We start from the raw sequence: 24801 nt of genomic DNA on the forward strand, positions 1-24801 counted from the left end.
GGGGAATTGTGGGTTTTCTCGCCGGTGACGACGCGACCGCGGACCTGATCAACAGGGCCTGCGGCGGGTACGAACAGGGCAAGTGGACGATCAGCGCGGACCTCGCGCTGGGCACCCCGACGCTGATCAACAACTGGACGCCGTACACCGGCACGTCCGGGCAGATCAACTCCGGGATCTCGGTGGCGGCCGGGGTGTTCACCGTCGGCATCGGCGGCGAGTACCTGATCACGCTGGCGCTGCGGCTCTCCGCCACCGCGGCCGGCGGGCACTACTGCTTCGTCGCCGGGTCCGGCACCACCCAGACGTGGACCAAGTCCAGCGACCCTGGCGGCTCGCTGAACATCACGTGCACGGTGTCGATGAAGCTGGGTGCGGGCGGGAACTTCCGCTGCTACGGCTATTCCAGCCCCGGCGCGAACGCCACCCGGGAGGGTGCCTCCGACCTGGTGAGCGGTGTTTCGGTGTACCGGCTGGGGAACTGACCGGGTTGTGTCCGATGTGGACTCGAAGGGGGTGCGGTGTCCCTTGCTGCTGACGCGCCGACGCCTCCGCCCGGGTCGCCGTGGTGGGTCTATGTCGCGGGATTCCTGGTCACCGTGCTGGTCGCGTACGTGGCCGCGCGCGGGCCGGTGTGGGTCGAGAAAGCCAAGGGCCGCATCAGCGGGAGCGGGAAGCCGGCCGATCCGGCGCCCGCCCTGGAGAAGGCCTCGGCCGGTGAAGCGATCCTGCGGGAGTGGCGCGCCGCGACGCAGGCCGACCTCGACGAAGCCGAACAGGAACTGGTCCGGCTGCGGAAGCGAATGGGCAAGCTCGAAGCCGAGCTCTACCGGCGGGGCTGGGACGGGAGACTGCCATGACCCGTGAGCGTGACGAGCAGCTCGACGAGGGCCTGGCCCTCGTGCGCGAAGGTGCCGCCGAGACCGCGGCCGCCGAAGCGCGCAGCGTCGTGATGCACCGGTACTGGCCGCGGCTGGTCGCGGCGATGGCCGCGGTATCGCTGGCGGTGTCGCTGTTCGTCGTGTGGGCGGTGTCCGGGCTGTCGGACCAGCAGGCCGCGACCGACGCCGCGGTCAGCGTGCTGAGCACCCAGGCCCGGGAGGCGAAGGCCTCCGGCGACAAGGCGAACCAGCAGCTCGCGGCGCGCGGGCAGGCGACCGTGCCGATCCCTCAGCCGGGCCAGGCCGCCGACACCGAGGTCATCGTCTCGGCCGCGACCGCGCGGGTGCTCGCGTCGCTGCCCAACCTGCACCCGACCGCCGCCGAGCTCGGCCAGGCCGTCGCCCGCTACGTCGCCGCCAACCCGATCCAGGCGCCCGGCCCGACGCCGCTGCAGATCAGCACCGCCCTGGCCGGCTACCTGGCCACCAACCCGCCGCCGCCCGGCCCGAAGGGCGAGACCGGCCAGACCGGTGAGCCCGGCAAGGACGGCGAGCAGGGCCCGAAGGGCGACAAGGGCGACCGCGGCGAGGACGGGCACACCCCGACCACCGAGGAGATCCAGCAGGCCTTCGCCGACTACCTGCGCGACCACCCCGACGCCCTCTGCCCGCGCGGCGGGACCTTCGCCCAGCTGACCGTCCGCACCGAGGACGGCGGCACCGCCGACGTCTACAGCTGCGTCGTCGCGACCTACCCGACCACCCCGCCGCCGAGCACCACGCCGGCGCCGCCCATCCCCCTGAAATGAGGTGAGCCATGCGCACCATGTACGACGCGGTCACGGCCCGGAACATCCTGAACCACGACCGGACGCCGGAGATGGTGGCCGGCTACGTCGACCGGATCAAGCTCGCGCCCTGGAGCCCGAACGACTGGGCCCTGTTCCCGGACGCGGTCAAGGTCGAGATCGTCAAGAAGGCGTCGAGCAACTTCGGGCACGTCCTCGACGTCGAGCCCGGCGACGCCACCCCGGCCGAGGCGCCCGGCTGGGTCCGGATGCGGCGCGCGGCCGGCGCGGACCCGACCGTCTACATGAACCTCTCGACGTGGCCCGCGGTGCGCGCGGAATTCGTGCGCCAGGGCGTCGCGCAGCCGCACTACTGGGTGGCCCGGTACGACAACGACCCGGACTGGGGCGCCGGGTGGGCTGAGCTCGGCTGCGTCGCCAAGCAGCACACCGCGAACTACCGCGGCGTGGACATCAACAGCGTGGCCGACCACTGGCCCGGTGTGGACACCAACAACGCGCAGGAGGAAGACGTGCAGGAGAAGGACGTCCGCGACATCTGGACGATGCCGGCGATCGTGCAGGACGAGATCAACCCGAAGGACTGGCTCGCGCCGGGGAAGATGCTCGCCTACGTCAAGTTCGACACCTTTCAGCTGGTCAAGAAGCTCGACGCGCTCACGGCCACCGTCACCCAGCTCACGCAGCTGGTGCTCAAGGGCGGCGACGTCGACGAAGCCGCGCTGGCGAAGGCCCTCGACCCCACCATCACCGCGGCCATCACCACGGCGCTGGCGGGCAGCGCGCCCGGCACACCGGAGGAGAACGCCCAGGCCACCATCGACGCGCTGCGCGCTGTGCTCGGCAGCGCGCCGGCCGCGGGCGCCTGACGAAGGAAAGAGGACAGAACCATGACAAATCCTGACGGCACCGCGCCGGTCGAGACGAAAGTGAAGGCCGGCACGGCGGCGGCCACGCTGACCGCCGGCGTGCTGTCCCTGCTGGCCCTGTACGTCTTCCACGGCGTCGTCCCGGACTGGGTGTCCGCCATCGTCGAAACGGCCGTCACCGGCCTGCTGACGTTCGCCGCGGCCTGGTGGGCGAAGCACACCCCGCGCCCGCTCGGGCCGGCGGTGCCGCCGCCGGTGGTGTCCGGGCCTGGTGTGCTGCCCGACGACCACCCGCCGGCGGACTACGCCGGCTAAGCCGGCGCGCACAGGCAGCCGTCCCCTCACCCCCTCGGGACGGCGGAAGGCCCCCGCACCCTGACCGGGTGCGGGGGCCTTCGTGCGTGCGGGCCCGGTGGGTGCCCCGGCCGGGTGGTCGGGGCCGTCCGGGTCAGAGGCAGATCGGGCAGCCCCAGCCGCCGTGCGACCTGTCCAGGTAGTAGGGGTGTCTCGGGCAGCGGGGGCCCGGCGCCGTGGCCATGTCGAGCTGGACACCGGCGGCGGCGGCCTCGGCGACCGCGTCGAGGTACAGGTTGCCGATCGAGTTCTCGTACTGGGCCAGCGTGTCGGCGGCCATCTCGTCGTGCCCGTAGTTCACCGCGGCGTTGTGGATCAGCAGGGCGTCATCGGCCAGCTGGCCGTCGGCTCGGGCGGTGACGGTTCGGGCGATGATGTGGCGGTCGTTCATGGTGTTCCTCCCTGATTGGTGTAAAGCCACTTTACATCCCGGAATGGGCAGACGTAAAGCGGCTTTACAGGTTCACCTGTTGGATGTAAAGTCGGTTTACGTCCGAGTCGAGGGAGTAAGCCGTGGGTACCGAAACTGACGCGTACAGCGAGAACGACATCATCCAGCTGCTGCAGCACGCCGCTCGGCGGGTCACGAAGGCCAAGAAAGAACTGCTTCTCGCCGAGCGGGCGCGCCGCATCGACGCGGCGATCGCCACACGGCTCGGCCTCGAGAAGACGGCCACCGCGGCCGAGCTCGGCATCACCCGGCCCACGCTCGACGCCTGGCTGGTCCGGGTCGCACAGACGGCCGACGAACAGAAAGAGGTCGACCAGCACTTCGCCCTCATGGCCCGCCGCGACGCGAAGGCCGTCGAGCGGAAGGCGGCTCGCCGTGGCTGACCGCAACCCGACACCCGAGGAACTGCAGGACCTGGCCGACCACATGCGGGCGTTCGGGATGCGGCGTAGGGCGGCCCTTCTGCAGCTGCAGACCTCGATCGTCACGGCAGCCATCGCTGCCCGTGGGTTCGCTCGGGCCGTCCGCTCGGCCGAGCTCAAGCAGTTCGACGAGCTGCGCCAGCACCCCGACGTCCTGGAAATCGAGATCGCCACCGGCGCCTGGTACCCGGAAGCCGGCCGATCGTGAGCGGGACGAACCGACTCCCTGTCGGCACGAAGCTGCGCTCCCAGCTGACCGGCACGATCTCGGAGATCGTCGCCGACCACCACTTCCACCCCAACGTCATGAAGACCGCGCAGATCACCGACGACCGCTACTACATCGTCGAGACCAACGGCCACCGAACCGTGGCGTACCACGGCCTCCTCACCGACTACAACGACGTGATCTACCGCCCCCGGCGACGACGACGGCCAGGCGGACAGCGAGCCGCCGCCGGCCCCATGACGAAGGCCTCCGCACCCAGGGTGCGGAGGCCTTCGTCATCGCCGTGCCTACTGCTGGTGGCCGCACGCCCACTTCCACGTCGCGTCGCCGTAGGCGGCCGCGGCCTGGTCCGGGTCCTTCCCGCGCGCCGGCATCGCCGTCGTGTCGGCCTGCTCGGGGTTCAGCACAGTGCGCGCCAGGCCGGTGATCGTCAACGCCGAGCCGGCGCCGCAGAACTGCTTCGCTGCCTCGAACATCTCGTCGTAGGTGTGCGGTGCGTTCGGCACGAAGCCGGCCTGCTTCATCGCGCCCGTCCACTCCGTCTTCGGATCGGGCGGTGTGTCGCTGCTGCAGCTGGCCGCGGCGACGGCGCAGAGCGCGGCGAGGACGGGCAGAACGATTCGGCGCATGGGTCCCCCTCGGGATGGGTGCGGGTGCGGGTCAGGAGTCGCTCCGGCCGGCGCGGCTGTTACGGCCCTTCCGTGGCCGGGCGCGACTCCGGCTCGGGCTGCTCGGCGCCGAAGTTCTCGACCACGGCGCCGGGCACGGTCGGCGTGGCGTAGTTGAGCAGCCGCAGCAACTGGTCGTCCGGCACCTCGATATCGACGATCGCAGCGCGGTACGTGGCGTTGGACTCGTACGTGGCGGTGCCGGCCATGAGTACGTCGGTGAGCGCCTGGCGCACGGCCTCGATGTTGCCCTTGGCGGCTTCGTAGTCCCAGGCCTGATCGAGCTGGGGCTTGTCCTTGGCATTCACGGTGGTGAACACGATGGCTCGGATGCGCACAGCAGCGCCTTCCTTTCGTGGTCGGTGCGCCGGGCCCCGGTCCCGCCGGGGCCCGGCTCCGCGCCGGCGTCACTCGGGCGCGGTCTGAGGCCCGCCCGCCGCCCAATGGTGGGAACCTGGGGAGAGGCGGCGGGCGGTGCTAGGCCTGCCGGAGCCCTCGAGGGCGGGGGCCCCGGCAGGGGTGGCCGCCCCCTGGCGGGCGGCCTCCGCGATCACCCAGCTGCCCCCGCCTGAGAGAGCTGAGTCCGCGGAGTGGGGACCTGGCCGCCGCGTCCCGTCAGGTCAACGCGGCGGCCAGGCTGTCTAGGGGTCCGGTTACTCCGGCGGAGGTCCGGGCGGTAGCGGTTCGGGCTTGGGTGCTCGGCTCGGGTCGTAGGCGATCAGGTCGTCGTCGGTCAGCTCGGTCAGCCGGCGCCCGCCCGGCGTGTACCGGAAGCGGTCCTCGTAGTAGCGCGCGGGGCGGCGCTCCTCAGGCTCGGTCATCGCTGCCTCGAGGTTCGGCTCGGGATGCCCTGCTGGCGCCGGTATTCGGCGTCGCAGCCCCAGCAGAGGGTCTGCACGCCGTGGGTGTTGCGTTTGGCTGCGTCGGCGTACTCGGCGACCGCGACCAGGCCGCACAACATCCGCACCTCGGTGCCGGGGTCAGGCACTCGAGCGAAGATGCTCCGGTGTCGGACGCCCTGCACGACGGGGAACATGTGCTCAAGGTCGAGGTAGAGCAGAGCGGTCATCAGGAGCCGCCTCGCTTGAGCAGGTCGCCGACGGCGTAGTGCAGCTGGCTCATGAGTTCGATCGCGGTGGCGCCGAGGCCGAAGCTCACGCTGAGCAGGGCGGTGGGGCCGTCGCCGATGCCGAGCGCGAGCCTCAACCGGCCGTGCTGGTCGTGTACGAATCCCACGCTCACCTCGACGTCCTTGCCGATCGGGTCGGTTGCCCTGATCGGCCTTCTCTCGTACGGCCACCCTCGCGTCATGCTGACCCCCAGCCGGTCGATGGTGCCGACCGCAGCAGAGGGAGTGTGTCCGAGTGTGGTCGGTGTTGACGTCCACAGAGTCTACGTCGGTCACAGTTCACCGCAATGGCCTGATCGAGTGACCCTCCTTTCGGCTTGTTAGTCCCCCCTATGCTCTGTGGCATGGTGAGCAGCCCACGTCGCATAGCCGGTACTCCGAAGGCCCGCACCTTCGGCAGCGCGGTCCGTGAAGCACGCGAGGCCCTGGAGAAGAAGCCGTCGTTGCGCGCCGTTGCCGCTCAATTGGGCATGGATCCGAGCCGCCTCTCGAAGATCGAGACGGGCAAGGCGGTACCGAGCGCCGAGGTGGCCGAGCGGATCCTCGATCACCTCGGCATGACCGGCGACCACAAGGCTGAAGTCCTCGCGTTGCTCGAAGGCGCCGAGACCGAGCAGCCGTGGTACGCCAACACGCTGCCGGAGCAGCGCCAGCACACCACCATGATCGTCGAGGCGGAGGACGCCGCACGGGAGATCTTCGCGTACACCATCGGTGTCGTCCCCGGCCTGCTGCAGACGAAGCGCTATGCCCGCGCGATCATGGTGGGCGGCGGCGATCCCCTGCCTCCCAGCGAAGTCACGATCCGCGTCATGACCCGGATGGGTCGCCAGGGCGTCCTGAGTCCTGAGCGCGAGCACCCGGTCAACCTGATCGCCCTGATCGCCCTGATCCACGAAACGGCGCTACGCCAGATGATCGGCGGCCGCGTCGTGATGGTCGAACAGCTCGAGTTCTTGCTGAAGATCATGCGACGGGACAACATCGACGTGCGGATCGTACCCAATGGCCTGGACTGGCACGAGGGTCTGGAGGGCAGTTTCAGTCTGATTTCGCCGCGTGAGGACACGGACCTGTACCCGCTGGTTTTCTTGGAAAACCGTAGATCGGGGCAGATTCTGCACGCGGATGAGGACGTAGCGGCCTACCGCGACGCGGTGGATTCGTTGCTACGGCTGGCGATGACCTCCGCCGCCACAGAGGAGGCCATCGCCGGTGCCATCACGGCGCTCAAAGCGCCACAGTAAAAGGGGACTGGATGATCGTACCTAATAGGACCGGCAGGAAGTGGAGGAAATCGAGTCACAGCGGCGAAAACAACCAGTGCGTCGAGGTCGCCCTCGAACCATCACCGGGTGTCGGTGTGCGCGACAGCAAAGCGCCGACGTCGGGCGAGCTGAACGTCCCAATGGCATCGTGGGCGGCGTTGCTCGAACACCTGCGGCGGTGACCTGGCGCCCCGGCACACGTCACTTGTGCCGGGGCGCTGGCCACATCAGGATGCCTGCCATTCGACAGTTTCGGCATCCGAGAGCGTGCGAAGTGTGGTCGGTGTCCCGTCGGATCCGGTGGCGAACGCCCACGTCAGCGGCGTGGGCGTTCGCTCCTTCTTCGAGTTGTCGAGCTGGCGCTTGCTGTTCACCCAGACCCAGCCGTGCTGCAGGCGGGCGAGGTACCGGGTCTGGCCGGCCTGCTCGTTGACGAGCACGCTGACGTCCGGTCCCGGCTCGGGGTCGCCGGTCGTGAAGGAATTCACCGGGTCACCGCCGTCGCTGCGCGTCGAGCGCGGCGCAGTGTCGTGACGTGGCGGTCCCAGGTGTGCAGCATCTTCGTGATGACGCCCCACCACACCAGCAGGACCCCGATGGCGGGGAACACGAACCAGGGGTCACGCATCCCGCGCCCGTAGTACTCCACGGGCAGGACCAGCAGCACGTAGACGGTCAGGGCCACGCAGGCCATCGCCCACCACCGGTACTCGGCGAGCAGCTGGTCCGCCGTCTTCGCGCGGTGCCGGCCGCGCTCGGCACGAGGGACCGCGGGCGCACGGTGAGTACCGGTCGTCACGCCGCACCGTCCTGGTCGATTGTGGCGACCGCCGATTGGCGGCGTCCCTGGTGTGGCATCTCGGCGAGCCGGCCGGTGCGTGTCTGGCAATCCCGGCCGGGCTGGGCGCCGCACGTCGTGCAGGACTCGTTGCGTGTCTGCTCGCGGATGCGCTGCTCTCGCTCCGCCGCGCGGCGTTCCGCAGCGCGCTTCGACTCCCACGTGCCGAGGCCGGGAAGCCCATCGAGGCCGTCGAGGTACGAGACGCCGGGTTCGGCGTGGTCGGCCCGCCAGGGCGCGTCCGATCGCGTGAGGGCCTTGATCTGGTGGTGGGTGAGCACCGTGGACAGCCGCTTGCCGTACTTCGTCTGGGTGGGGTCGACCCCGTAGGCGGCGAACCCCCACGGCTCGGTCCCGCCGAATGTGCGGGCGAGCGGACGTTCTTCGGTGATGATCGCGTCGACCTCGGCCACGGTCTCGGCGAGGCCGGCCAGGCGGTTGCCCACGGTGCCGAGCTCCTCGCAGAGCTGGTTGAACTCGACCGGAACTGCCGGCCGCTCGGCGGCAATGCCGAGCTGACGTAGCCAGACCGCGGCGGCTGACAGGTGCGTGGCGAGCTCTTCGAGCGTAATCCGGTCGCCGGCATGCAGGTGGGCGGTGTCGGCCGGGTCGGTGCTGTGCTGGTGGGTGGTCATTCGGTGAAGATCCATTCGCTGGTTGGGTCGTGGTTTACGGTTGTGAGGCGGCCGGGCGCCTACTCTGCGCCCGGCCGCCCGGCCGTCCCTTGCGAAGTCGGTGGCGGGTGGTGGTCCACGGTTGCGGCGGCCGTCGCTCATGCGGAGCGCTTCCGGCGGTAGTCGGACGGTTCGTCGGGTACGACCGTCCGAAGGTCTGCGCCAGGCACGGGGAGCGTCTTGCCCAGATGGTTGACCGTCGTGACGGCCGTTCGCTGCGCGAGTTCGACGTAGAGCGCGGTGGTTGACGGGTTCGAGTGCCCGAGCAACTCTTGAGTCGCGCGGATGTCCTTGCATAACCGGTAGTGCTGAGTGCCGAACCTGTGCCGACACCAGTGGAGCGTGTACGGCATTCCGATGCCGGTGAAGAACTGGGAAGCCGTGGTGCTGACGTAGTTGCCGGTGGCCAGCAACCCGGTAGCCGTTCGGAACCAGCGTCCGCGGCACGCGACGCTGCGAATCATCAGGTGCATCGCTTCGGGGATCGGCACGATGCGTTCCTTGCCTCCCTTGCCATCGACGCGCAGGAGAAGCGTGTTCGTGGGGTCACCGTCCTCGTCGACGTCCACCTCGACCAGCGAGGTGTCGTTGAGACCAGCGATCTCGCCGGCGCGCAGTCCGCACCATCCGGCGAGACCCAGCCACACCTGCATCCGTGCGTCGGCGCAGCGGAACGCCAACGCGAGATCCTTTTCAGGGATCGGATGGGGTTTCCGCCGAGGCAGCCGGGGCATCGGGAGATCGGCAGCCGGATCGTCGTCACGATGGTGGGCGCTGCGCAGCCATCTGTAGAAGGCTCGCGTGTGGCCGGTGTACGTCTGCACGCTCGACGTGCTCACGGTCAGGCCGCTCTGCCACCGAGTCAGGTCGCGCGATGTGGCGGCCAGCAGGCCCCCTGTCACGCGCAACAGCTCGAGCTGCCGAGCCAGGCGGCGCACGTTGTCGCGTCGATGGTCGATCGTCTTCTGTCTCATGCCGCATCGGCGCAAGTAGTCGAGATGCTCCTCAATCAGTCCGTCATCCATAAGACGAACGTCGCATTCCTGATTGGCCCGTTTAGCCGACACGGCGCACCATCGCTTGAGTGGGCGCGTCCGGTCGGGCGACGCCCGAATCAACGTGCGCACGACGAGCGAGCCGGTCGGTCAGGTCGATGACGTGCGCAAACTCACCTACGGGCGACAGACTCCGGAACACATAAGGTCCCGTAACCTTGCCGGATGGCTGACCTGGTTTACCCGCCCGTGATCGCGGCGGCCCGGACGATGTTCCGGGTACTCGACAACCGCATCCGGGTCGAGGGCGCGGAGCACATCCCGCGTCGTGGTGGCGCGGTCATCGCGTGCAACCACATCAGCTACCTGGACTTCATCTTCTGCGGCCTCGGCGCGCGCCCGGCCAAGCGGCTGACGCGGTTCATGGCGAAGAAGGAGATCTTCGACAACCGGATCGCCGGGCCGCTGATGCGCGGGATGCACCACATCTCCGTCGACCGGTCCGCCGGGCTGGCCTCCTACCGCGAGGCGCTCGGGAAGCTGCAGGCCGGCGAGGTCGTCGGCGTGTTCCCCGAGGCCACGATCAGCCGCTCGTTCACGGTCAAGGAGATCAAGTCGGGCGCGGTCCGGATGGCCGCGGCGGCCGACGTCCCGGTGGTCCCGATGGCGCTGTGGGGCACCCAGCGGCTCTGGACGAAGGGCCGTCCGAAGGACCTGACCCGGCGGCACGTGCCCATCTCGATCCTCATCGGCGAGCCGATGCACCCGGCCAAGGGTGACGACTGGGACGTCGTCACGAAGGAGCTGCGCACCCGGATGAGCGCGCTGCTCGACCGCGCCCAGGCCGAGTACCCCGACCAGCCGGCGTCCGACGAGGAACGCTGGTGGCTGCCCGCGCACCTCGGCGGCACCGCGCCGACCCCGGCCGAAGCGGCCGAGTTCGACCGCCACTAGCGGACTTCCGAAACCGGAGTTGCGTAAATCCGCGACATCCGGCTAACCTATATACGAAACGCAAGTATCGTATATAGGGGAACCCATGGACACCTCCCGCGGCCGGCCCCGCGACAGCGACGCGGACCGGCGTATCCTCCAGGCCGCCCGGCAGGCGCTGCTCACCGCCGGCTACGCCGGACTGGCCATCGACGAGGTGGCCCGGCACGCCGGGGTGGCCAAGACCACGCTCTACCGGCGCTGGCCGACCAAGGACCACCTCGCCATCGCTGTGTACGCCGACATGCTCGACCAGGAAGTGCCGGTCACCGACACCGGTGACGTGCGTGCCGACCTGAGCGCCTACCTCAAGCAGATCGCCGGCGCGCTCGACAGCGTGCGCCGCGCCGGGCGGCCGGCGCACGACACCGACCCGTCGGCCGGCATCGTCGCGGAGCTCGTGGCGGCCGCGGCCCGGCACCCCGACGTCGGGGAGGTCATGCGCGGCCTGTACCGGCGGCGGATCCGGCTCGCCGTCGAACTCGTCGAACGCGCCACCGAGCGCGGCGAACTGCGGGCGGGCACCGACCCGGTGCTGCTGCTCGACCAGCTGGCCGGCGCCCTCTACTACCGCGTGCTCATCACCGGCGCGCCGGTCGGCGACAACTACCTCGAACGCCTCGTCGGCGCCGCCCTCGACGGCGCCCTGTCCACAAAGGAGCAGAGATGACCCTCACCGAGCACCCGGCCCGGGAAAGCAAGAAGCCGAGACGGAAGCGCCTGCTCGTGGTGGCGGCCCTGGTGCTGGCCACCCTCGCCGGGTACGCGGTCTGGACCAACGTCGTTCCGTACACCCTCAGCGCCTCGATCGAGATCGACGCCACGCCGGACGAGGTGTGGGCGGTGCTGGCCGACCTGGACGCGTACGACGAATGGAACCCCTTCATCGTCGCCTCCAGCGGCACGGTCGCGGCCGGCGCCACCCTGACCAACACCATGCGCGACGCCACCGGGGAAACCACGTTCACGCCCACCGTGCTGGCCGCGACGCCCGGCCGTGAACTGCGCTGGCTGGGCAAGCTCGGCCCGGGCGGGGTGTTCGACGGCGAGCACGCGTTCCTGATCGACCAGGTGCGGCCCGGCCGGGTCCGGCTCGTCCAGACCGAACGCTTCTCGGGCGTCCTGGTGCCGTTCTTCCGGGGCCAGCTGCACGACAACACGCTGCCGCAGTTCGGCGCCATGAACGAGGCGCTGGCCCAGCGGGTCGACCGGGGCTAGAACCAGCGCTCGAGAACCTGTGCCACACCGTCCTCGCCGGCCGGGCCGGTGACCTCGTCGGCGACCGCGAGCAGCTGCGGGTGCCCGTTCTGCATCGCGACGCCGTGGCCCGCCCAGCGGAGCATCTCGACGTCGTTGGGCATGTCGCCGAACGCGATGACCTGGCCGGGGTCGACGTCCAGCCGGGCGGCGACGTCGGCCAGGCCGGTCGCCTTGGTGATCCCGTGCGCGGACACCTCGACCAGCCCGCCCGACGACGAGTACGTGACGTCGACGTCCCGGTCGAACAGCGCGTTCACCGCGTCGGCCATCTCCTCGGACGACATGCCGCGGTGGCTGACCAGCAGCTTGATCGCCGGGTGGCCGAGGACCTCGGCGCGCGGCGCGGTGCGGCCTTCGCCGTCGCCCCACGGGTTGTGGTAGTCCGGCTCGATCACGAAGTTGCGCATCGCGTGGTCGGCGCCGTCCTTTCCGACGCTGACGCGCTCGGTGGCCAGCCGGCAGCCGGGCAGGGCCTTGTCCAGCGCGTGCGCGATGTCGTGGAGCAGCTCCGGCGGCAGCAGGCCGTGCACCGCCACGACCTCCTCGCGGCCGCAGTCGTAGAGGACGGCGCCGTTCGCGCACACCGCGTACCCGGTCAGCTCGAGCGGCCCGGCCACGGGCGCGATCCAGCGCGGCGGCCGTCCGGTGGCCAGCACGAACGGGACGCCCCCGTCGATCGCCCGGCGGACGGCGGCGATCGTGCGGCCGGTCAGGGATTCGGAGGGGCCGAGCAGGGTGCCGTCGACGTCGGACGCGATCAACTGGGGTCTCTCCACCCGGCCATTGTCCCTGACTCGTTCGGGGGAATGCTTCCCCGTCCGTGCGACGGCCGGTCGTTGCCGATAGCGTCCGGAATCGTGCGAGCAGGAATCGTCATTCTTCCGGAAGATCGTTGGTGGGCCGCCGAGCCGAAGTGGCGCGCCGCCGAGGAGTACGGCTTCGACCACGCTTGGACGTACGACCACCTGGGCTGGAGAAACCTGGTCGACGGCCCGTGGTTCGCCGCGGTCCCGACCCTGACCGCGGCGGCGATGGTGACGTCCCGCATCCGGCTGGGCACGTTCGTGGCGTCCCCGGTGGCCCGGCACCCCGTGCCGTTCATGCGCGAGCTGAACACCCTCGACGACGTCTCGGACGGCCGGTTCGTCCTCGGCGTCGGCGCGGGTGTCGACCACACCCGCTACGACGGCGCGGTGCTCGACGCCCCCGAGCTGACGCCCAAGCAGCGCGTCGACCGCTTCACCGAGTTCGTCGAGGCGCTCGACGGGCTGCTCATGACCGACAAGTTCGACTTCGACGGCGAGTACTACCGGGCCCGCGAGGCCCGCAACCTGCCCGGCCCGGTCCAGCGGCCGCGGCTGCCGTTCGTCGTCGCGGCGAACGGCCCGCGCACGATGACGCTCGCCGCGCGCTTCGGCGCCGGCTGGGTCACGACCGGCAAGGGCGGCGAGACCGCCGACGAGTGGTGGCGCGGCATCAAGGAGCTGTGCGAGGTCTTCGACCGGCGGCTGGACGCGGCGGGCCGCGACCGGCCGAGCATCCAGCGGTTCCTCAGCCTGGACGCGTCGCCGGTGTATTCGCTGACCAGCGTGGAGGCGTTCCGCGACGCCGTGGGCCGCGCGCAGGAGCTGGGCTTCACCGACGTCATCTCGCACTGGCCGCGGTCGTCGTCGCCGTACGAGGGCCGGGAAGCCGTCCTGGAGCAGATCGCGAGCGACGTCCTGCCCGAGCTGCGATAGCGCTACTTCACGATCCGGTAGATGACCGCGCCCGGGTTCCGGTACACGACCTGCAGGAAGTCGCGCCCGTCCAGGTGCTGCAGGCCCCCCGCGATGGGCGTGTCACGGCGGATGGTGCCGCTGCCGATCAGCACGTAGTGGATGTTCAGCCGGTGCACGGCGGCCCGCACTTGCGCGTCGCTGTCGTAGTCGGCGAAGTGCTGGGCCAGGTAGAGCGCGTCCGGCGGGGCCACGCCGGCGTCGTAGTGGCCGGCGACCGGGTGCACGCCGGTCAGGGCGTACATCCAGGCCGTGCCGTCGAGCCGGTCGTTGAGCACCTTCTGGTCGGCGGGGATGCCGAGCGTGCCGAGGTGGTCCATCGCGTCGATCTCGTCGCGGCTGACCGGCGGGACGACCTCGCCGGGCAGGCCGTTGTAGTAGAGCAGCGACACGGTCTTGGCGTTGGCCGCGCGGTAGAACCCGCCGGTCAGCACGCCCATGGCCACGACCAGCAGCACCGCCGTCGCGAGGCCGACGCGGCCGGTCAGCCACGGCCGGGCGCGCACCCACGCGCGGCCGCTCGCGAGCTTCGCCAGCCACGCTTGCGTCTCGCTCATGCCGTGCGCGGCGAGCAGGCACAGCGGGATCGACGCCAGCGCCATCAGCCGGAACCGGTCGTTCCACCAGGGCCGCGACAGGCTGATCACCCAGTCTTCGCCGCCGAAGCACGCCACGACGACGAACAGCGCCGACAGCCCGAGCGCCGAGAGCCCCAGCCAGCGCATCCGCCGCAGCGCGACGAGCGTCAGCACGCCGATCACCAGGAACACGGTCAGCCAGATCTGCGGGACCGGCAGCACCTGCTTGAACGTCGCCAGCATGGCCAGCGCCTTCCACACCGGCATGTGCGAGCCCCAGGCGTGGTACGGGTACGAGCCGGAGGTGAAGCCGATCGCGCCGAGGATCATCGGCGCGGCCAGCACCCCGGCCACCACCATCACCGGCAGCATCCGCAGGACGTCGCCGACGGCCACCCGCCAGGCGGGCGTGTCTTCGGGGACGCCGTCGACGCGGCGGCCGCGCACCGCCCGGTACCAGCGCTGCACGACCAGCGGGAACGCGAACAGGATGGCCCCGAACAGCGCGCTCGAGTGCGCGGCGAGCAGGCCGGCCGCGCTCAGCGCGAGCACCGCGCCGGTGTCGACGCCCGGCCGCGCGAGGAACCGCTGCAGGGCGACCACCGCCAGCGGCGTCAGCACGATGCCGAGCGCGAACGGCAGCAACCCGCTCGACACGGACTCGTACGCGCCGGTCGTCGCGCCGCCGGCGACCAGCGCGGCGCTGCCCGCGAACACCGCGCGGCCGCCGAGCTGCCGGACCAGCGCGGCCATGGCCAGCGCGAACAGCCCGGCGATCGGCATCGTGATCGCGTTGAGCGTGACCGGGATCGACGTCCCGGACAGCTCGTAGACCAGGGCGCCGACCAGGTGGTAGGCGTTCGGGTAGAAGGAGCCGTCCGGGTACCAGTTGATGGTGCCCATGCCGGTCAGCGAGCCGTCGCCGGTCTCGGCGATGTAGCGGATGCCGTTCGCGTGGAACACGGTGTCCCAGCGCTGGAACACCGCGGTCGTGCCGCCGCGGCCGGTGACGACCACGGCGATGGACACGGCGACGGCGATCGCGACGCAGGCCCCGACGGCCAGGTGCGCCCGGCGCGTCCACGGCAGCAGCCCCGGCACCTCGCCGGGGGTGAGCCAGCCTCGCGCGGTCGCCAGCCGGCGCAGGCCGTAGAGCACGGCGGCGAGCAGCAGGGTGACCGCGGCCACGCTGAGCGAGCCGTACGGGACGTGCGCGATGGCCAGCCAGGGGCCGGCGAGGCCGGTGATGGCGTAGCTGAGCAGCGGCGCGAGGCCGGCCAGGGCCCACCCGCGCAGGCCGGCGGCCCACCCGGCGACCCCGCCGGGGACCGCCAGCACGGCCAGGTAGGTGGCCACCGCGCCGAAGTAGCTCCAGAAGTCCTCGGGTGCAGGCACTGCTTTCCAGGTGTGTCGTAGGCCGAAATGTGATAGTCGGGTGCGGGCCGGGTGACCGACCCCCGTACCCTCGACGCCCGTGAGCGCGCACACGAACCCCGCCAAGATTACTGAAGACGATTTCGCAGGTTACGACCTCATCGTCGTCGGGTCCGGTTTCTTCGGCCTGACCGTCGCCGAACGGGCCGCGGCCGAGCTGGGCAAGAAGGTCCTCGTCCTCGAGCGACGCAGCCACCTCGGCGGCAACGCGTACTCGGAGCCCGACCCGGAGACGGGCATCGAGGTGCACAAGTACGGGGCGCACCTGTTCCACACCTCGAACAAGCGCGTCTGGGAGTACGTCAACCGGTTCACCGAGTTCACGAACTACCAGCACCGCGTCTTCGCGCGGGTCAAGGACCAGGTCTACTCGTTCCCGATGAACCTGGCGCTGATCAACCAGTTCTTCGGCAAGTCGCACACCCCGGACGAAGCGCGCGAGCTGATCGCGAAGCAGTCGTCGGAGTTCGAGACGGCCAACGCGCAGAACCTCGAGGAGAAGGCGATCTCGCTGATCGGCCGCCCGCTCTACGAGGCGTTCATCAAGGGTTACACCGCGAAGCAGTGGGAGAACGACCCCAAGAACCTGGGCGAGAACATCATCACGCGCCTGCCGGTCCGCTACAACTTCGACAACCGGTACTTCAACGACACCTACGAGGGCCTGCCCGTCAACGGGTACACCGCGTGGCTCGAGAAGATGGCCGAGCACGAGAACATCGAGATCCGGCTGAACGTCGACTACTTCGACGTCCGCGAGCACATCCCGGCGGGCACCCCGACCGTCTACACCGGGCCGCTGGACCGCTACTTCGGCTACTCGGCCGGCAAGTTCACCTGGCGCACGGTCGACTTCGAGTCCGAGGTCGCGCCGACCGGCGACTTCCAGGGCACCTCGGTCGTCAACTACAACGACCAGGAAGTTCCCTACACCCGGATCATCGAGTTCCGGCACTTCCACCCGGAGCGGGACTACCCCAAGGACAAGACGGTCATCTTCCGCGAGTACTCGCGCTTCGCGGGCGAGGACGACGAGCCGTACTACCCGATCAACACGCCGGAGAACCGCGAGAAGCTCGAGGCCTACCGCGAGCTGGCCAAGGCCGAGGCCCGCGAGAAGAACGTGCTGTTCGGCGGCCGGCTGGGCACGTACAAGTACCTCGACATGCACATGGCCATCGGCTCGGCGCTGTCGGCGTTCGACAACAAGATCGCCCCGCACCTGACCGACGGCGCGCCGCTCGACGGGTCCCTCGATGCTTGAGAAGGGGCAGCCCACCGGTGAGGTGGCGGTCCTGGCGAAGGCCCAGGGCTTTCTGAAGAGTGAAGCTTCGGTGAAGGCTGCGCGCGGCATGTCGCACTTCGGCGAGCACGCGATCGGCTGGTTCGGCCTGGGCGTTCTCGGCGCCGTCGTCGACAAGAAGCGGCGCAAGGACTGGCTGGTCGCCTCGGCCGGTGTGGTCGGTGCGCACGCCGCGTCGATCGCGGTGAAACGCGTGGTCAGGCGGCCCCGACCGGACCACCCGAGCGTCGAGGTACTGGTCGGCACGCCGAGCAAGCTGAGCTTCCCGTCGTCGCACGCGACCTCCACTACGGCGGCGGCGGTGCTCTACTCCGGATTGACCGGGCGTAACCTGGTGCCCGCCCTGGTACCGCCGATGCTGGCCTCGAGGCTCGTGCTCGGCGTTCACTATCCGACTGACGTTCTGGCCGGTGCAGCTCTCGGGGGGCTCGTCGGTGGACTCATACGACGGAAGCTGAAGAAGAACCCATGAGCGAGACGACCGAGCAGCGCAACAGCGACGAAACTGCCGTGACGCCTGAGGCTGTTGTCGAGCCGACGGCGGCACGTGGCCCGTTGGGCCTGGTCGGCGGCGTCATCAAGACGGCGCGGCCGCGGCAGTGGGTGAAGAACGTCCTGGTCTTCGCGGCCCCGTTCTTCGCGTTCTCGAAGTCGACCGACCGCACCGGTCTGCTGATCGACGCGATCATCGCCTTCGTGGCATTCTCGCTGGTGGCGAGCTCGGTCTACCTCATCAACGACGCCATCGACGTCGAGGCCGACCGCGCCCACCCGACCAAGCGCAACCGGCCCATCGCGGCCGGGATCGTGCCGGTCCCCGTCGCGTACGGGGCCGCGGTCGTGTTCTTCCTGGCCGGCCTCGGCGTGTCGTTCCTCGCCAGCTGGCAGCTGGCGGTCGTGCTGGGGGTCTACGAGGCCGTCCAGCTCGGCTACTGCTTCGGCCTGAAGCACCAGCCGGTGGTCGACCTGGCCATCGTCGGCTCGGGCTTCCTGATGCGCTCCATCGCCGGTGGCGTGGCGGGCGGCATCGCGCTGTCCCAGTGGTTCCTGCTGGTCACGGCGTTCGGCTCGCTGTTCATGGTGGCGGGCAAGCGCTACGCGGAGATCATGCTGTTCGAGCGGACGGGCGCGAAGATCCGCTCGTCGCTGAAGAAGTATTCGGCCAGCTACCTGCGGTTCGTCTGGGCGACGTCGGCGGCGATCCTGATCATGTCGTACTGCCTGTGGGCGTTCGAGATCCGCCAGACCGAGCACAACTCGGTGTGGGCGCTGATTTCGATGGTCCCGTTCCTGGTGGCGGTGCTCCGGTACGCGGTCGACGTCGACGGCGGCATCGCGGGCGAGCCCGAGGAGATCGCGCTCAAGGACCGCATCCTGCAGGTGCTGGGCGCGACCTGGGTCATCACGCTGTTCCTGTCGTTCTACCTGTGACCCATTGCGGATCGACAGGTTCGCTACAGGTCACGCACAGCTGAGCGGCGCACCCTGAGGTGGTGGGGGCGGGCACTGCGCCCGTCCCCGTGACCACAGGAGCGACCATGAACGACCAGCCGCGCGAGGAGAAGGCCCCGGACCGGGCCGAGCAGCCGACTGTCGAGCAGCCCACACCGGCCGCCGAGCCGACAGCGATGCACGAGACCCCGGCCGCGGCCGCTGCTTCCGGCCAAGGGGATGCCGCCACCGCGCCTGCCGCAGGTGAGCCGGGTTCGCCGGCCGCCACCCCTGCCGCGGGAGCGCCGGGTTCGCCGGCAATTGGCCCCGCCGCAGGCCCGGCCGAACCCGCCGCCTCCGCCCCTGCTGCGGGAGCGGCCGCCGGGCCGGGTTCGCCAACCGCCGCGTCCGGCCAGGGGGATGCCGCCACCGCGCCTGCCGCAGGCCCGGCCGCCGGGCCGGGTGCCGCCGCGGCCGGGCCCGCCGCCTCCGGTGCCACCCCGGCCGCCCAGAGCGCCGCGCACGGGCAGCAGCCGCCGCCCGCCCCCGGCCAGCCCTACGGCGCCTGGAACCCACCTCCCGCCGCCCCGCGGCCGCCCGGTGGCTTCCGGCGGTTCGTTGGCCACCGCGCCACCCAGCTCGTCGGCGTCGGCGTGCTCGGCATGCTGGTCGGCGCCGGGATCGTCGGCGGGATCGCGGCCGCGAGCCACCACGGTCCCCGGGACGGCCGGCCCGGCATCCACCGCCAGTACAACGGCCCCAACCAGGGCTTCGACGGCCGCGGCCCCGGCTTCGGCGGCCGCGGCAACGCCGGCTCGAACAACGGCTCCGGAGCCGGCGACGGCATCTGACCCCACTGTGGCCTAGGCCACCCGTACCCCGCTCAGATCACAGAAGCATCACGAGCGGGGTACGGTGGCCGGGATGCGAAGCGCCTCCGCAGAACTCCCCAACGCCGTCCGCGCGCTGCCGACGGCCGTTCCCGTCGCCCGTTCGTGGGCCCTGCCGGTGGGCGCCGCGGCGGCCTCCGTGCTGGTGTTCGCCCTGGTCAGCGGGCATCTCATCGATGACACCTACATCACGCTGTCCTACGCGAAGAACCTCGCCTTCCACGGGCACTGGGGCCTGATCGAACAGGGGACGGCGAACACCGCGACGTCCCCGCTGAACGTCCTGGCCCTCGGCGCGGTCACGTTCGTCGTGCGCGACGCCGTGCTGGCCGCCGGCGTCGTGTTCGTCGCCGCGCAGGTGCTGCTCGTGCTGGGCCTGCGCCGCCTGGGCGAGCGCACCGGCCTGCCGGCCGCGTTCGCGCCGCTGACGTTCGCGTTGCTGCTGCTCAACCCGCTGCTGCTGTCCTCGATCGGCCTGGAGGTGGCGCTCGGCGCGACCGGCGTCGTGTGGACGCTGGTCTACGCGGGGGAGCGCCACGCGGGCCGGCTGGGCGTCGTGATCGGGCTGCTCGCGCTCGTCCGGATCGACCTGCTGCTGATCGCCGGAGTGCTGTTCGCCGCCCGCCGGGAGTTCTGGACCGGCATCTGGCGAACCGCGTTCGCCGCGCTCGCGGTGACGCTGCCGTGGTTCGGGTTCAGCTGGGTCGTGCTCGGCTCGGCCGTGCCGGACACGCTCGTCATCAAGATCAGCCAGCAGTCGTGGGGACCGTTCACCTTCACCAACGGCCCGCTGCTGTACTGGCACAACTTCCCGGCCGCGGCGGCGCTGTCGTTCCTGCCGCTGCTGCTCGGCGGCCTCGCCGGAATCGCCTGGATCGTCCAGTACCGCCGCGGCTCCGCGACGGCCCGCCGCCTGACGCCGTTCGCGGCGCTCGCCGTCGCCGGCGCCCTGCACTACCTGGCCTACAGCCGGCTCGGCGTGCCGCCCTACCACTGGTACTACGCGCCGAGCATCATCGGCGCCACGATCTTCCTGGCCGCCTGCGCGTCGGCGGTCCCGGAGCGCGTGCGCCGCGCGACCTGGACGGCGGCCGGCGCGGCGCTCGTGGCGAGCGCCGCCGTGTACGCGCTGCCGGGCCTGCCCCGCCAGTTCGCGCCGATCACGAGCAACCACGCGTCGACGACGGAGTACCGCGAGATCGGCCACGAGCTGGCGGCCATCGCCCACGGCCGCAAGGTCGAGACGGCGGGCGAGGTCGGCGCGCTGGCGTACGCGTGCGACTGCGAGCTGGTCGACGAGTTCTCCGACCGCGGCGCGGTCGACCCGGCCATCACCGAGACGAAGCGCCGCAGCGGCGACCTCGGCCGGGCGCTGCTGGAGGCCAACTTCCACAACTTCGACCACAGCGTGGCCCCGATCAGCCCGGACCTGGTCCTGGCGACCACCCGCCGCACCCCGCCGCGGACGGCGCTGGCGAGCTGGCACATCGACTCACCGTGGGTGGGCAGCCAGAACCTCTACCTGGTCCCCGCCCATGCCGTCGGCGGCTGAGAGCCTCAGGCCCGTGACAGGGCGCGTGCCACCTTCATGGCCGCGAGCGCCTCGCGCAGGAACACCGCCGAGCCGTCCGCGAACCCGAACCGGATCGAGGGCGACGGCGGGAAGCTGGGGCCGCCGGGTACCGCGTCCAGCCGGGTGACCACCCGCGGATCGAACTCCTCCGCCGTGGTGAACGGCCCGCCGGTGCCGCCGGCCAAGCGGCTCGTCGGGTAGACGATGGCGAGCCGCTGGTGCGTCCAGGTCAGCCGCGCGTGGCCGCCGCTGCCGGCGAAGTGGTCGGCCAGCCGGACGGCGACCTGGCCCGGGTCGTCGGCGATGGCCCAGTAACCGAGCGCCGGGTCGTCGGCCCAGTGCTCGTCCGAGACGGCGTCGGTGGGCAACGGCCAGCGTGGCGTTCCGTCGGTGACCGCCGGTACCTCGCGCGCGGGCACGTACGGCGCGTGCCGGACGCCGCCGAGCCGCAGCCCGACGTGCGCGTGGTACGGCGGGCAGCCCAGCCGCAGCACCTCGCCGGAGCGCAGCCAGTGCCCGTGGTACTCGCGCTCGATGATTTCGTCGACCTTTTCGGCGGTTCTCACCTCGAGGTCCGCCCCCGTCCGCTCCTCGAGGAAGTCGAGCCCGGAACCGTCCACAAGAGACACGCGCAGCACCGGCTTGCGGCCGCGCTTCGCCCGGTCCACCCGCGCGATCCGCGCGCCGGGGAGCTCGGCGACGGGGACGAACTCCCGCAGCCCGATCGGTTCGCCTTCGCGGTTCTCGCCGTAGGTCTTCGTGCGGTCGGTGAGGATCTCGGCGACGTCCTTGCCGAACTTCGCGACGCCGCGGCCGAAGCCGATCGCCTTGCCCAGCAACGACTTCTCCGCCTCGGGTGCCGGTTCCGGCGGGGGCACCGGCGCGTCGAGCACCAGCAGCCGCGCTCGCGTCAGCACCCAGAGCCGCTGGATCGCGGCGCGCGCCGGGAGGCCGCGCAGGAACTCGTGCGCGAGCACGCCCGCACGGTCGCCGAACGCGATCACCTGCGGGGGCGGCGGCTTGTCGGACCCGCTGTCGTCCCCGCCCGCGATCGCTTCGAGCACGAAGTCGCCCGCGAACCCGGCCGCGCCGGAGCCGAGCTTGCGCAGCAGGCTCTTGTCCGGCTGGCCGAGCGCGGTCAGGCCGCGCACGTCGTAGTTGAGCACCCGGCCGTACGCCGCCCACTGCGGCGGTTCGCCGGGGCGGAGGTACGGCCGGGCCTGGGTGGCCGCGCCGAGGGGGTCGGAGAGGTTCAGATCGGCAGCTTGCGGAAGATCGGCCGCGGCACGTGCCGCAGCACCGACATCACCAACCGGAACGGCGCCGGCGCCCACACGAGCTCCTTGCCCGCCCGGGCGGCGCCGACCGCGATCTCGGCCACCTGCTCGGCCGTCTGCGCCAGCGGCGCGTCCTTCAGGCCCTCGGTCATCTTCGTCTTCACGTGACCCGGGCGGACGACCGTCACCTGCACCCCGAACGGCGCCAGAGCCTCGCCGAGGCCCAGGTAGAACCCGTCGAAACCGGCCTTCGTCGAGCCGTACACGAAGTTGGACCGGCGGACGCGCTCGCCCGCCACCGACGACAGCGCGATCACCGTGCCGTGGCCCTGCGCCTTCAGCTTCTCCGACAGCGCCACCCCGACCGACACCGCCGCCGTGTAGTTCACCGTCGCCAGCTCGACGGCCTTCGCGTGGTCCTGCCAGACCTCTTCCGGGTCGCCGAGCAGCCCGAACGCCACGACCGCCACGTCGATGTCGCCGCCCTCGAACGCCTTGGCCAGCACACCGGGGTGCGAGGCCGTGTCCGCAGCGTCGAATTCCACTGTGGACACCTCGGCGCCGCGGTCCTTCAGGCGCTGGGCGGCCGCCTCCAGCCGGGGCGACGGCCGGGCGGCCAGCACGACCCGCAGCGGCTTCTCGGCGAGGTACTTCTCGGCGATCGCCAGCGCGATGTCGGACGTGCCGCCGAGCAGGAGCAGGGACTGGGGGTTGCCCACCGCGTCGATCACAGTTCGAGCCTCCGGCTCATGTCAGAGGCGAAAACGCCTTCGGGGTCGATGGAAGCGCGCACCTTGCGCCACTCTTCGAGGCGCGGGTACATCTTCGCGAACGTCTCGGGCGAGGTGCGCGAGTCCTTCGCCGTGTACAGCCGGCCGCCCAGTTCCAGGACGTCTTCGTCGAGTTCCTGGCAGAACCGGCTCAGGCCGTCCTTGATCGGGAAGTCGACGCAGACCATCCAGCCCGGGTGCGGGAACGACAGCGGCGCCGCGTTGCCCTCGCCCATCCGCTTGAAGACGTTGAGGAAGGACACGTGTCCCGACTCGGCGATCTTCCGGACGATGTTCCGCAGCGGCTCGTGCGCGTTCAGCGGCGTCGAGAACTGGTACTGCAGGAAACCCTTCGAGCCGTAGGCCCGGTTCCACTCGCCGAACATGTCGAGCGGGTGGTAGAAGGCCGTCAGGTTCTGGATCACGCCGCGGGCTTCCTTCGGCGTCTTCCGGTAGTACAGCTCGCCGATGGTGCCGAAGGTCAGCTTGTTGGCCAGGCCGTTCGGGAAGACGTCCGGCAGGGTCGCCAGCTGCGGGGCGTCGAACTTCAGCGGGTTCGCGCGCAGCTTGGGCGGCAGTTCGTCCAGCTTGGCGAGCGAGCCGCGGCCGAAGGCGGCGCGGCCGAGCTTCGAGCCGGTGGAGATCGTGTCGAACCACGCCGACGAGTACGTGTAGTTGTCGTCGGAGCCGTTGCTGACCAGTTCGAGCGTCTCGTCGAGGTTGTTCGTGCGCTCGTTGTCCGCGAGGAAGTACGCGGTCTCCGTCTTGGTCATCCGGATCTTCGCCCGGACGATGATGCCGGTCAGGCCGATGCCGGCCACGGTCGCCCAGAACAGCTCGGCGTCCGGGCCCTCCGGGGTCAGCGTGCGGATCTGCCCGTCGGCGGTGATCAGGTCCATCGACACGACGTGGTTGCCGAAGCTGCCCGCGCTGTGGTGGTTCTTGCCGTGGATGTCGTTGGCGATCGCGCCGCCGATCGTCACCTGGCGCGTGCCCGGCAGCACCGGGACCCACAGGCCGTACGGCAGCGCCTCGCGCATCAGCTGGTCGAGGCTGACACCGGCGTCGAGGTCGACGAGCGCGGTGTCCGGGTCGATCGAGTGGATCCGGTTGAGCGCCGTCATGTCGACGACGAGGCCGCCGGCGTTCTGCGCCGGGTCGCCGTAGGACCGGCCGAGGCCGCGCGCGATCACGCCGCGTGCACCGGCCTGGGCCACGGCGCGCGCGATGGTCTCTACGTCCGGCGTGGTCAAGACGTCGGCGATGGTCGGTGCGGTCCGCGCCCAGCCCATGAGCGTGCGACGCTGTGTGTTGGGTACGTGGGTCACTCGACCAGGGTAGCCACGCCCAACCACGCCCGGAACGTGACCCTGAAGTGCCCATCTCTACACTTTGCGCATCAAGGCACAAGCGCCCGCGCGGGTGACCATGACTCAGGTGACGAGGTAATGCAGTGGTGGCGACCGATCCGCAAGCCGACATAGCGGCTGCGCAGTCCTCCCCAGGACTGCTGGGCCAGCTCATCCGCTTCGCCCTGATCGGGGGCTTCTGCGCCCTCGTCGACCTGGGCACCTACACGCTGCTGACGCAGGTGGCCGGGATGGCCACCTCACCGTGGGTCGACATCGCCCGCGCTATCTCTTTCATCGTGGGCACGACCACGGCGTTCTTCCTGAACCGGAAGTTCACCTTCGCCGGCGGGCGCCGCGACGGGAAGGCGCAGATCGGCTCGTTCGTCCTGCTCTACACCGTGACGTTCTTCGTCGCGGTCGGGGTGAACCAGCTGGCCCTGCAGGTGCTGCCCGAGTCCGCGTGGCAGCACACCCTGTGCTGGGCCGTGTCGCAGGCCACCGCCACCGTGATCAATTTCGTGATGCTCAAGTGGGTCGTTTTCCGCGAGCCGTCGACCAAGGAGAACTGAGGAACC

34 protein-coding genes are annotated in these 24801 nt (G+C 70.6%); 19 read left to right on the forward strand and 15 right to left on the reverse strand.

The genetic code is table 11. The annotated features are described in order from the left end of the window. Window positions 1-8: 8 nt before the first annotated feature. From BLW76_RS08525 to BLW76_RS08545, 5 genes are read left to right on the forward strand one after another with little or no spacing between them, the layout of a single operon-like run. Window positions 9-485, forward strand: coding sequence for a hypothetical protein (locus BLW76_RS08525; protein WP_091305286.1), 477 nt, complete (start codon window positions 9-11; stop codon window positions 483-485). A 36-nt stretch (window positions 486-521) separates the two neighbouring features. Beyond that, a complete protein-coding gene (locus BLW76_RS08530; RefSeq protein ID WP_143060551.1) occupies window positions 522-860 on the forward strand; it encodes a hypothetical protein in 339 nt (112 codons plus the stop codon). Beyond that, window positions 857-1690 (forward strand): collagen-like triple helix repeat-containing protein, encoded by an 834-nt coding sequence (locus BLW76_RS08535; protein ID WP_091305288.1) that lies wholly within the window; start codon window positions 857-859, stop codon window positions 1688-1690. The genes BLW76_RS08530 and BLW76_RS08535 overlap by 4 nt, the downstream gene beginning before the upstream one ends. A gap of 8 nt (window positions 1691-1698) precedes the next feature. Continuing rightward, complete coding sequence (locus BLW76_RS49495) at window positions 1699-2559, forward strand: glycoside hydrolase family 25 domain-containing protein (RefSeq protein WP_244170088.1); 861 nt, start codon at window positions 1699-1701, stop codon at window positions 2557-2559. 21 nt (window positions 2560-2580) lie between these two features. Next, a complete protein-coding gene (locus BLW76_RS08545) occupies window positions 2581-2874 on the forward strand; it encodes a hypothetical protein (protein WP_091305289.1) in 294 nt (97 codons plus the stop codon). Between the two features lie 133 nt (window positions 2875-3007). On the opposite strand, the gene BLW76_RS08550 is transcribed toward BLW76_RS08545, so the two are convergent. After that, entirely contained in the window at window positions 3008-3304 is a 297-nt protein-coding gene (locus BLW76_RS08550; protein WP_091305290.1) for a hypothetical protein, read from the reverse strand. Between the two features lie 122 nt (window positions 3305-3426). Between BLW76_RS08550 and BLW76_RS08555 the strand changes: the two genes are divergently transcribed. Then, window positions 3427-3747 carry a hypothetical protein gene (locus BLW76_RS08555; protein WP_091305291.1) on the forward strand — a complete coding sequence of 107 codons (321 nt, stop codon included), beginning with the start codon at window positions 3427-3429 and terminating at the stop codon, window positions 3745-3747. Beyond that, entirely contained in the window at window positions 3740-3994 is a 255-nt protein-coding gene (locus BLW76_RS08560) for a hypothetical protein (RefSeq protein WP_091305292.1), read from the forward strand. The genes BLW76_RS08555 and BLW76_RS08560 overlap by 8 nt, the downstream gene beginning before the upstream one ends. A 308-nt stretch (window positions 3995-4302) precedes the next feature. Here BLW76_RS08560 and BLW76_RS08565 read toward each other — a convergent pair whose 3' ends face one another. The 5 genes from BLW76_RS08565 to BLW76_RS48350 all read right to left on the reverse strand — a co-directional run bounded on the left by BLW76_RS08565 (window position 4303) and on the right by BLW76_RS48350 (window position 5925). Then, window positions 4303-4644, reverse strand: coding sequence for a hypothetical protein (locus BLW76_RS08565; RefSeq protein WP_091305293.1), 342 nt, complete (start codon window positions 4642-4644; stop codon window positions 4303-4305). Window positions 4645-4703: 59 nt separating this feature from the next. Further along, window positions 4704-5021, reverse strand: a complete 318-nt coding sequence (locus BLW76_RS08570) for a hypothetical protein (RefSeq protein WP_091305294.1) — start codon at window positions 5019-5021, stop codon at window positions 4704-4706. A 315-nt stretch (window positions 5022-5336) separates the two neighbouring features. Then, complete coding sequence (locus tag BLW76_RS48345) at window positions 5337-5504, reverse strand: hypothetical protein (protein ID WP_167384513.1); 168 nt, start codon at window positions 5502-5504, stop codon at window positions 5337-5339. Continuing rightward, the gene (locus BLW76_RS08575) at window positions 5501-5752 is read right to left on the reverse strand and encodes an HC3 family zinc finger protein (protein WP_091305295.1); all 252 of its coding nucleotides are present in this window, start codon (window positions 5750-5752) and stop codon (window positions 5501-5503) included. Before BLW76_RS08575 ends, BLW76_RS48345 begins: the two co-directional genes overlap by 4 nt. After that, window positions 5752-5925 (reverse strand): hypothetical protein, encoded by a 174-nt coding sequence (locus BLW76_RS48350; RefSeq protein ID WP_167384514.1) that lies wholly within the window; start codon window positions 5923-5925, stop codon window positions 5752-5754. The genes BLW76_RS08575 and BLW76_RS48350 overlap by 1 nt, the downstream gene beginning before the upstream one ends. A gap of 231 nt (window positions 5926-6156) precedes the next feature. Here BLW76_RS48350 and BLW76_RS08580 point away from each other — a divergent pair, with 231 nt between their 5' ends. Together BLW76_RS08580 and BLW76_RS08585 are read left to right on the forward strand one after the other, a co-directional pair. Then, window positions 6157-7059, forward strand: a complete 903-nt coding sequence (locus BLW76_RS08580) for a helix-turn-helix domain-containing protein (RefSeq protein WP_167384515.1) — start codon at window positions 6157-6159, stop codon at window positions 7057-7059. An 11-nt stretch (window positions 7060-7070) separates the two neighbouring features. Beyond that, window positions 7071-7262, forward strand: coding sequence for a DUF397 domain-containing protein (locus BLW76_RS08585; protein WP_091305297.1), 192 nt, complete (start codon window positions 7071-7073; stop codon window positions 7260-7262). A 45-nt stretch (window positions 7263-7307) separates the two neighbouring features. Here BLW76_RS08585 and BLW76_RS08590 read toward each other — a convergent pair whose 3' ends face one another. From BLW76_RS08590 to BLW76_RS08605, 4 genes are all read right to left on the reverse strand, one after another. Then, entirely contained in the window at window positions 7308-7568 is a 261-nt protein-coding gene (locus BLW76_RS08590; protein WP_091305298.1) for a hypothetical protein, read from the reverse strand. Beyond that, on the reverse strand, window positions 7565-7879 hold the full coding sequence (locus tag BLW76_RS08595; RefSeq protein ID WP_091305299.1) for a hypothetical protein: 315 nt from the start codon (window positions 7877-7879) through the stop codon (window positions 7565-7567). Before BLW76_RS08595 ends, BLW76_RS08590 begins: the two co-directional genes overlap by 4 nt. Continuing rightward, on the reverse strand, window positions 7876-8553 hold the full coding sequence (locus BLW76_RS08600; RefSeq protein WP_091305300.1) for a zinc finger domain-containing protein: 678 nt from the start codon (window positions 8551-8553) through the stop codon (window positions 7876-7878). The genes BLW76_RS08595 and BLW76_RS08600 overlap by 4 nt, the downstream gene beginning before the upstream one ends. Before the next feature lie 137 nt (window positions 8554-8690). Further along, the gene (locus BLW76_RS08605) at window positions 8691-9617 is read right to left on the reverse strand and encodes a tyrosine-type recombinase/integrase (RefSeq protein ID WP_091305301.1); all 927 of its coding nucleotides are present in this window, start codon (window positions 9615-9617) and stop codon (window positions 8691-8693) included. Window positions 9618-9812: 195 nt separating this feature from the next. Between BLW76_RS08605 and BLW76_RS08610 the strand changes: the two genes are divergently transcribed. The 3 genes from BLW76_RS08610 to BLW76_RS08620 all read left to right on the forward strand — a co-directional run bounded on the left by BLW76_RS08610 (window position 9813) and on the right by BLW76_RS08620 (window position 11798). Continuing rightward, entirely contained in the window at window positions 9813-10541 is a 729-nt protein-coding gene (locus BLW76_RS08610; RefSeq protein ID WP_091305302.1) for a lysophospholipid acyltransferase family protein, read from the forward strand. An 85-nt stretch (window positions 10542-10626) separates the two neighbouring features. Then, window positions 10627-11250, forward strand: coding sequence for a TetR/AcrR family transcriptional regulator (locus tag BLW76_RS08615; RefSeq protein WP_091305303.1), 624 nt, complete (start codon window positions 10627-10629; stop codon window positions 11248-11250). Then, on the forward strand, window positions 11247-11798 hold the full coding sequence (locus BLW76_RS08620; RefSeq protein WP_091305304.1) for an SRPBCC domain-containing protein: 552 nt from the start codon (window positions 11247-11249) through the stop codon (window positions 11796-11798). Before BLW76_RS08615 ends, BLW76_RS08620 begins: the two co-directional genes overlap by 4 nt. Here BLW76_RS08620 and BLW76_RS08625 read toward each other — a convergent pair. After that, complete coding sequence (locus tag BLW76_RS08625) at window positions 11795-12601, reverse strand: HAD family hydrolase (RefSeq protein ID WP_091305305.1); 807 nt, start codon at window positions 12599-12601, stop codon at window positions 11795-11797. The two genes, BLW76_RS08620 and BLW76_RS08625, sit on opposite strands and share 4 nt — an antisense overlap. Before the next feature lie 96 nt (window positions 12602-12697). Between BLW76_RS08625 and BLW76_RS08630 the strand changes: the two genes are divergently transcribed. Next, window positions 12698-13579, forward strand: coding sequence for an LLM class flavin-dependent oxidoreductase (locus BLW76_RS08630; RefSeq protein ID WP_091305306.1), 882 nt, complete (start codon window positions 12698-12700; stop codon window positions 13577-13579). A gap of 2 nt (window positions 13580-13581) precedes the next feature. On the opposite strand, the gene BLW76_RS08635 is transcribed toward BLW76_RS08630, so the two are convergent. Continuing rightward, on the reverse strand, window positions 13582-15591 hold the full coding sequence (locus BLW76_RS08635; protein WP_091305307.1) for a DUF6541 family protein: 2010 nt from the start codon (window positions 15589-15591) through the stop codon (window positions 13582-13584). A 79-nt stretch (window positions 15592-15670) separates the two neighbouring features. Here BLW76_RS08635 and glf point away from each other — a divergent pair, with 79 nt between their 5' ends. The 5 genes from glf (at window position 15671) to BLW76_RS08660 (ending at window position 20806) form a co-directional block, all read left to right on the forward strand. Next, complete coding sequence (glf, locus tag BLW76_RS08640; protein WP_091305308.1) at window positions 15671-16894, forward strand: UDP-galactopyranose mutase; 1224 nt, start codon at window positions 15671-15673, stop codon at window positions 16892-16894. After that, window positions 16887-17405, forward strand: a complete 519-nt coding sequence (locus BLW76_RS08645) for a phosphatase PAP2 family protein (RefSeq protein WP_091305309.1) — start codon at window positions 16887-16889, stop codon at window positions 17403-17405. The genes glf and BLW76_RS08645 overlap by 8 nt, the downstream gene beginning before the upstream one ends. Then, window positions 17402-18364 carry a decaprenyl-phosphate phosphoribosyltransferase gene (locus tag BLW76_RS08650; protein ID WP_091305310.1) on the forward strand — a complete coding sequence of 321 codons (963 nt, stop codon included), beginning with the start codon at window positions 17402-17404 and terminating at the stop codon, window positions 18362-18364. The genes BLW76_RS08645 and BLW76_RS08650 overlap by 4 nt, the downstream gene beginning before the upstream one ends. Window positions 18365-18471: 107 nt before the next feature. Beyond that, window positions 18472-19215: a hypothetical protein gene (locus BLW76_RS49500; RefSeq protein WP_244170089.1), complete on the forward strand. Its 744-nt coding sequence runs from the start codon at window positions 18472-18474 to the stop codon at window positions 19213-19215. A 73-nt stretch (window positions 19216-19288) separates the two neighbouring features. Further along, complete coding sequence (locus BLW76_RS08660) at window positions 19289-20806, forward strand: hypothetical protein (protein WP_091305311.1); 1518 nt, start codon at window positions 19289-19291, stop codon at window positions 20804-20806. 5 nt (window positions 20807-20811) lie between these two features. Here the strand turns inward: BLW76_RS08660 and BLW76_RS49505 are convergent, their stop codons facing one another. From BLW76_RS49505 to dprE1, 3 genes are read right to left on the reverse strand one after another with little or no spacing between them, the layout of a single operon-like run. Next, window positions 20812-22161: a hypothetical protein gene (locus BLW76_RS49505; protein ID WP_244170090.1), complete on the reverse strand. Its 1350-nt coding sequence runs from the start codon at window positions 22159-22161 to the stop codon at window positions 20812-20814. After that, entirely contained in the window at window positions 22080-22835 is a 756-nt protein-coding gene (gene dprE2 / locus BLW76_RS08675; protein WP_091305312.1) for a decaprenylphospho-beta-D-erythro-pentofuranosid-2-ulose 2-reductase, read from the reverse strand. The genes BLW76_RS49505 and dprE2 overlap by 82 nt, the downstream gene beginning before the upstream one ends. Continuing rightward, window positions 22832-24166, reverse strand: a complete 1335-nt coding sequence (dprE1, locus tag BLW76_RS08680; RefSeq protein WP_208613258.1) for a decaprenylphosphoryl-beta-D-ribose oxidase — start codon at window positions 24164-24166, stop codon at window positions 22832-22834. The genes dprE2 and dprE1 overlap by 4 nt, the downstream gene beginning before the upstream one ends. Window positions 24167-24327: 161 nt before the next feature. Between dprE1 and BLW76_RS08685 the strand changes: the two genes are divergently transcribed. After that, entirely contained in the window at window positions 24328-24795 is a 468-nt protein-coding gene (locus tag BLW76_RS08685; RefSeq protein WP_167384516.1) for a GtrA family protein, read from the forward strand. Window positions 24796-24801: the final 6 nt, after the last annotated feature.

The sequence above is a fragment of the Amycolatopsis tolypomycina genome, from assembly GCF_900105945.1.
GTDB lineage: Bacteria > Actinomycetota > Actinomycetes > Mycobacteriales > Pseudonocardiaceae > Amycolatopsis > Amycolatopsis tolypomycina.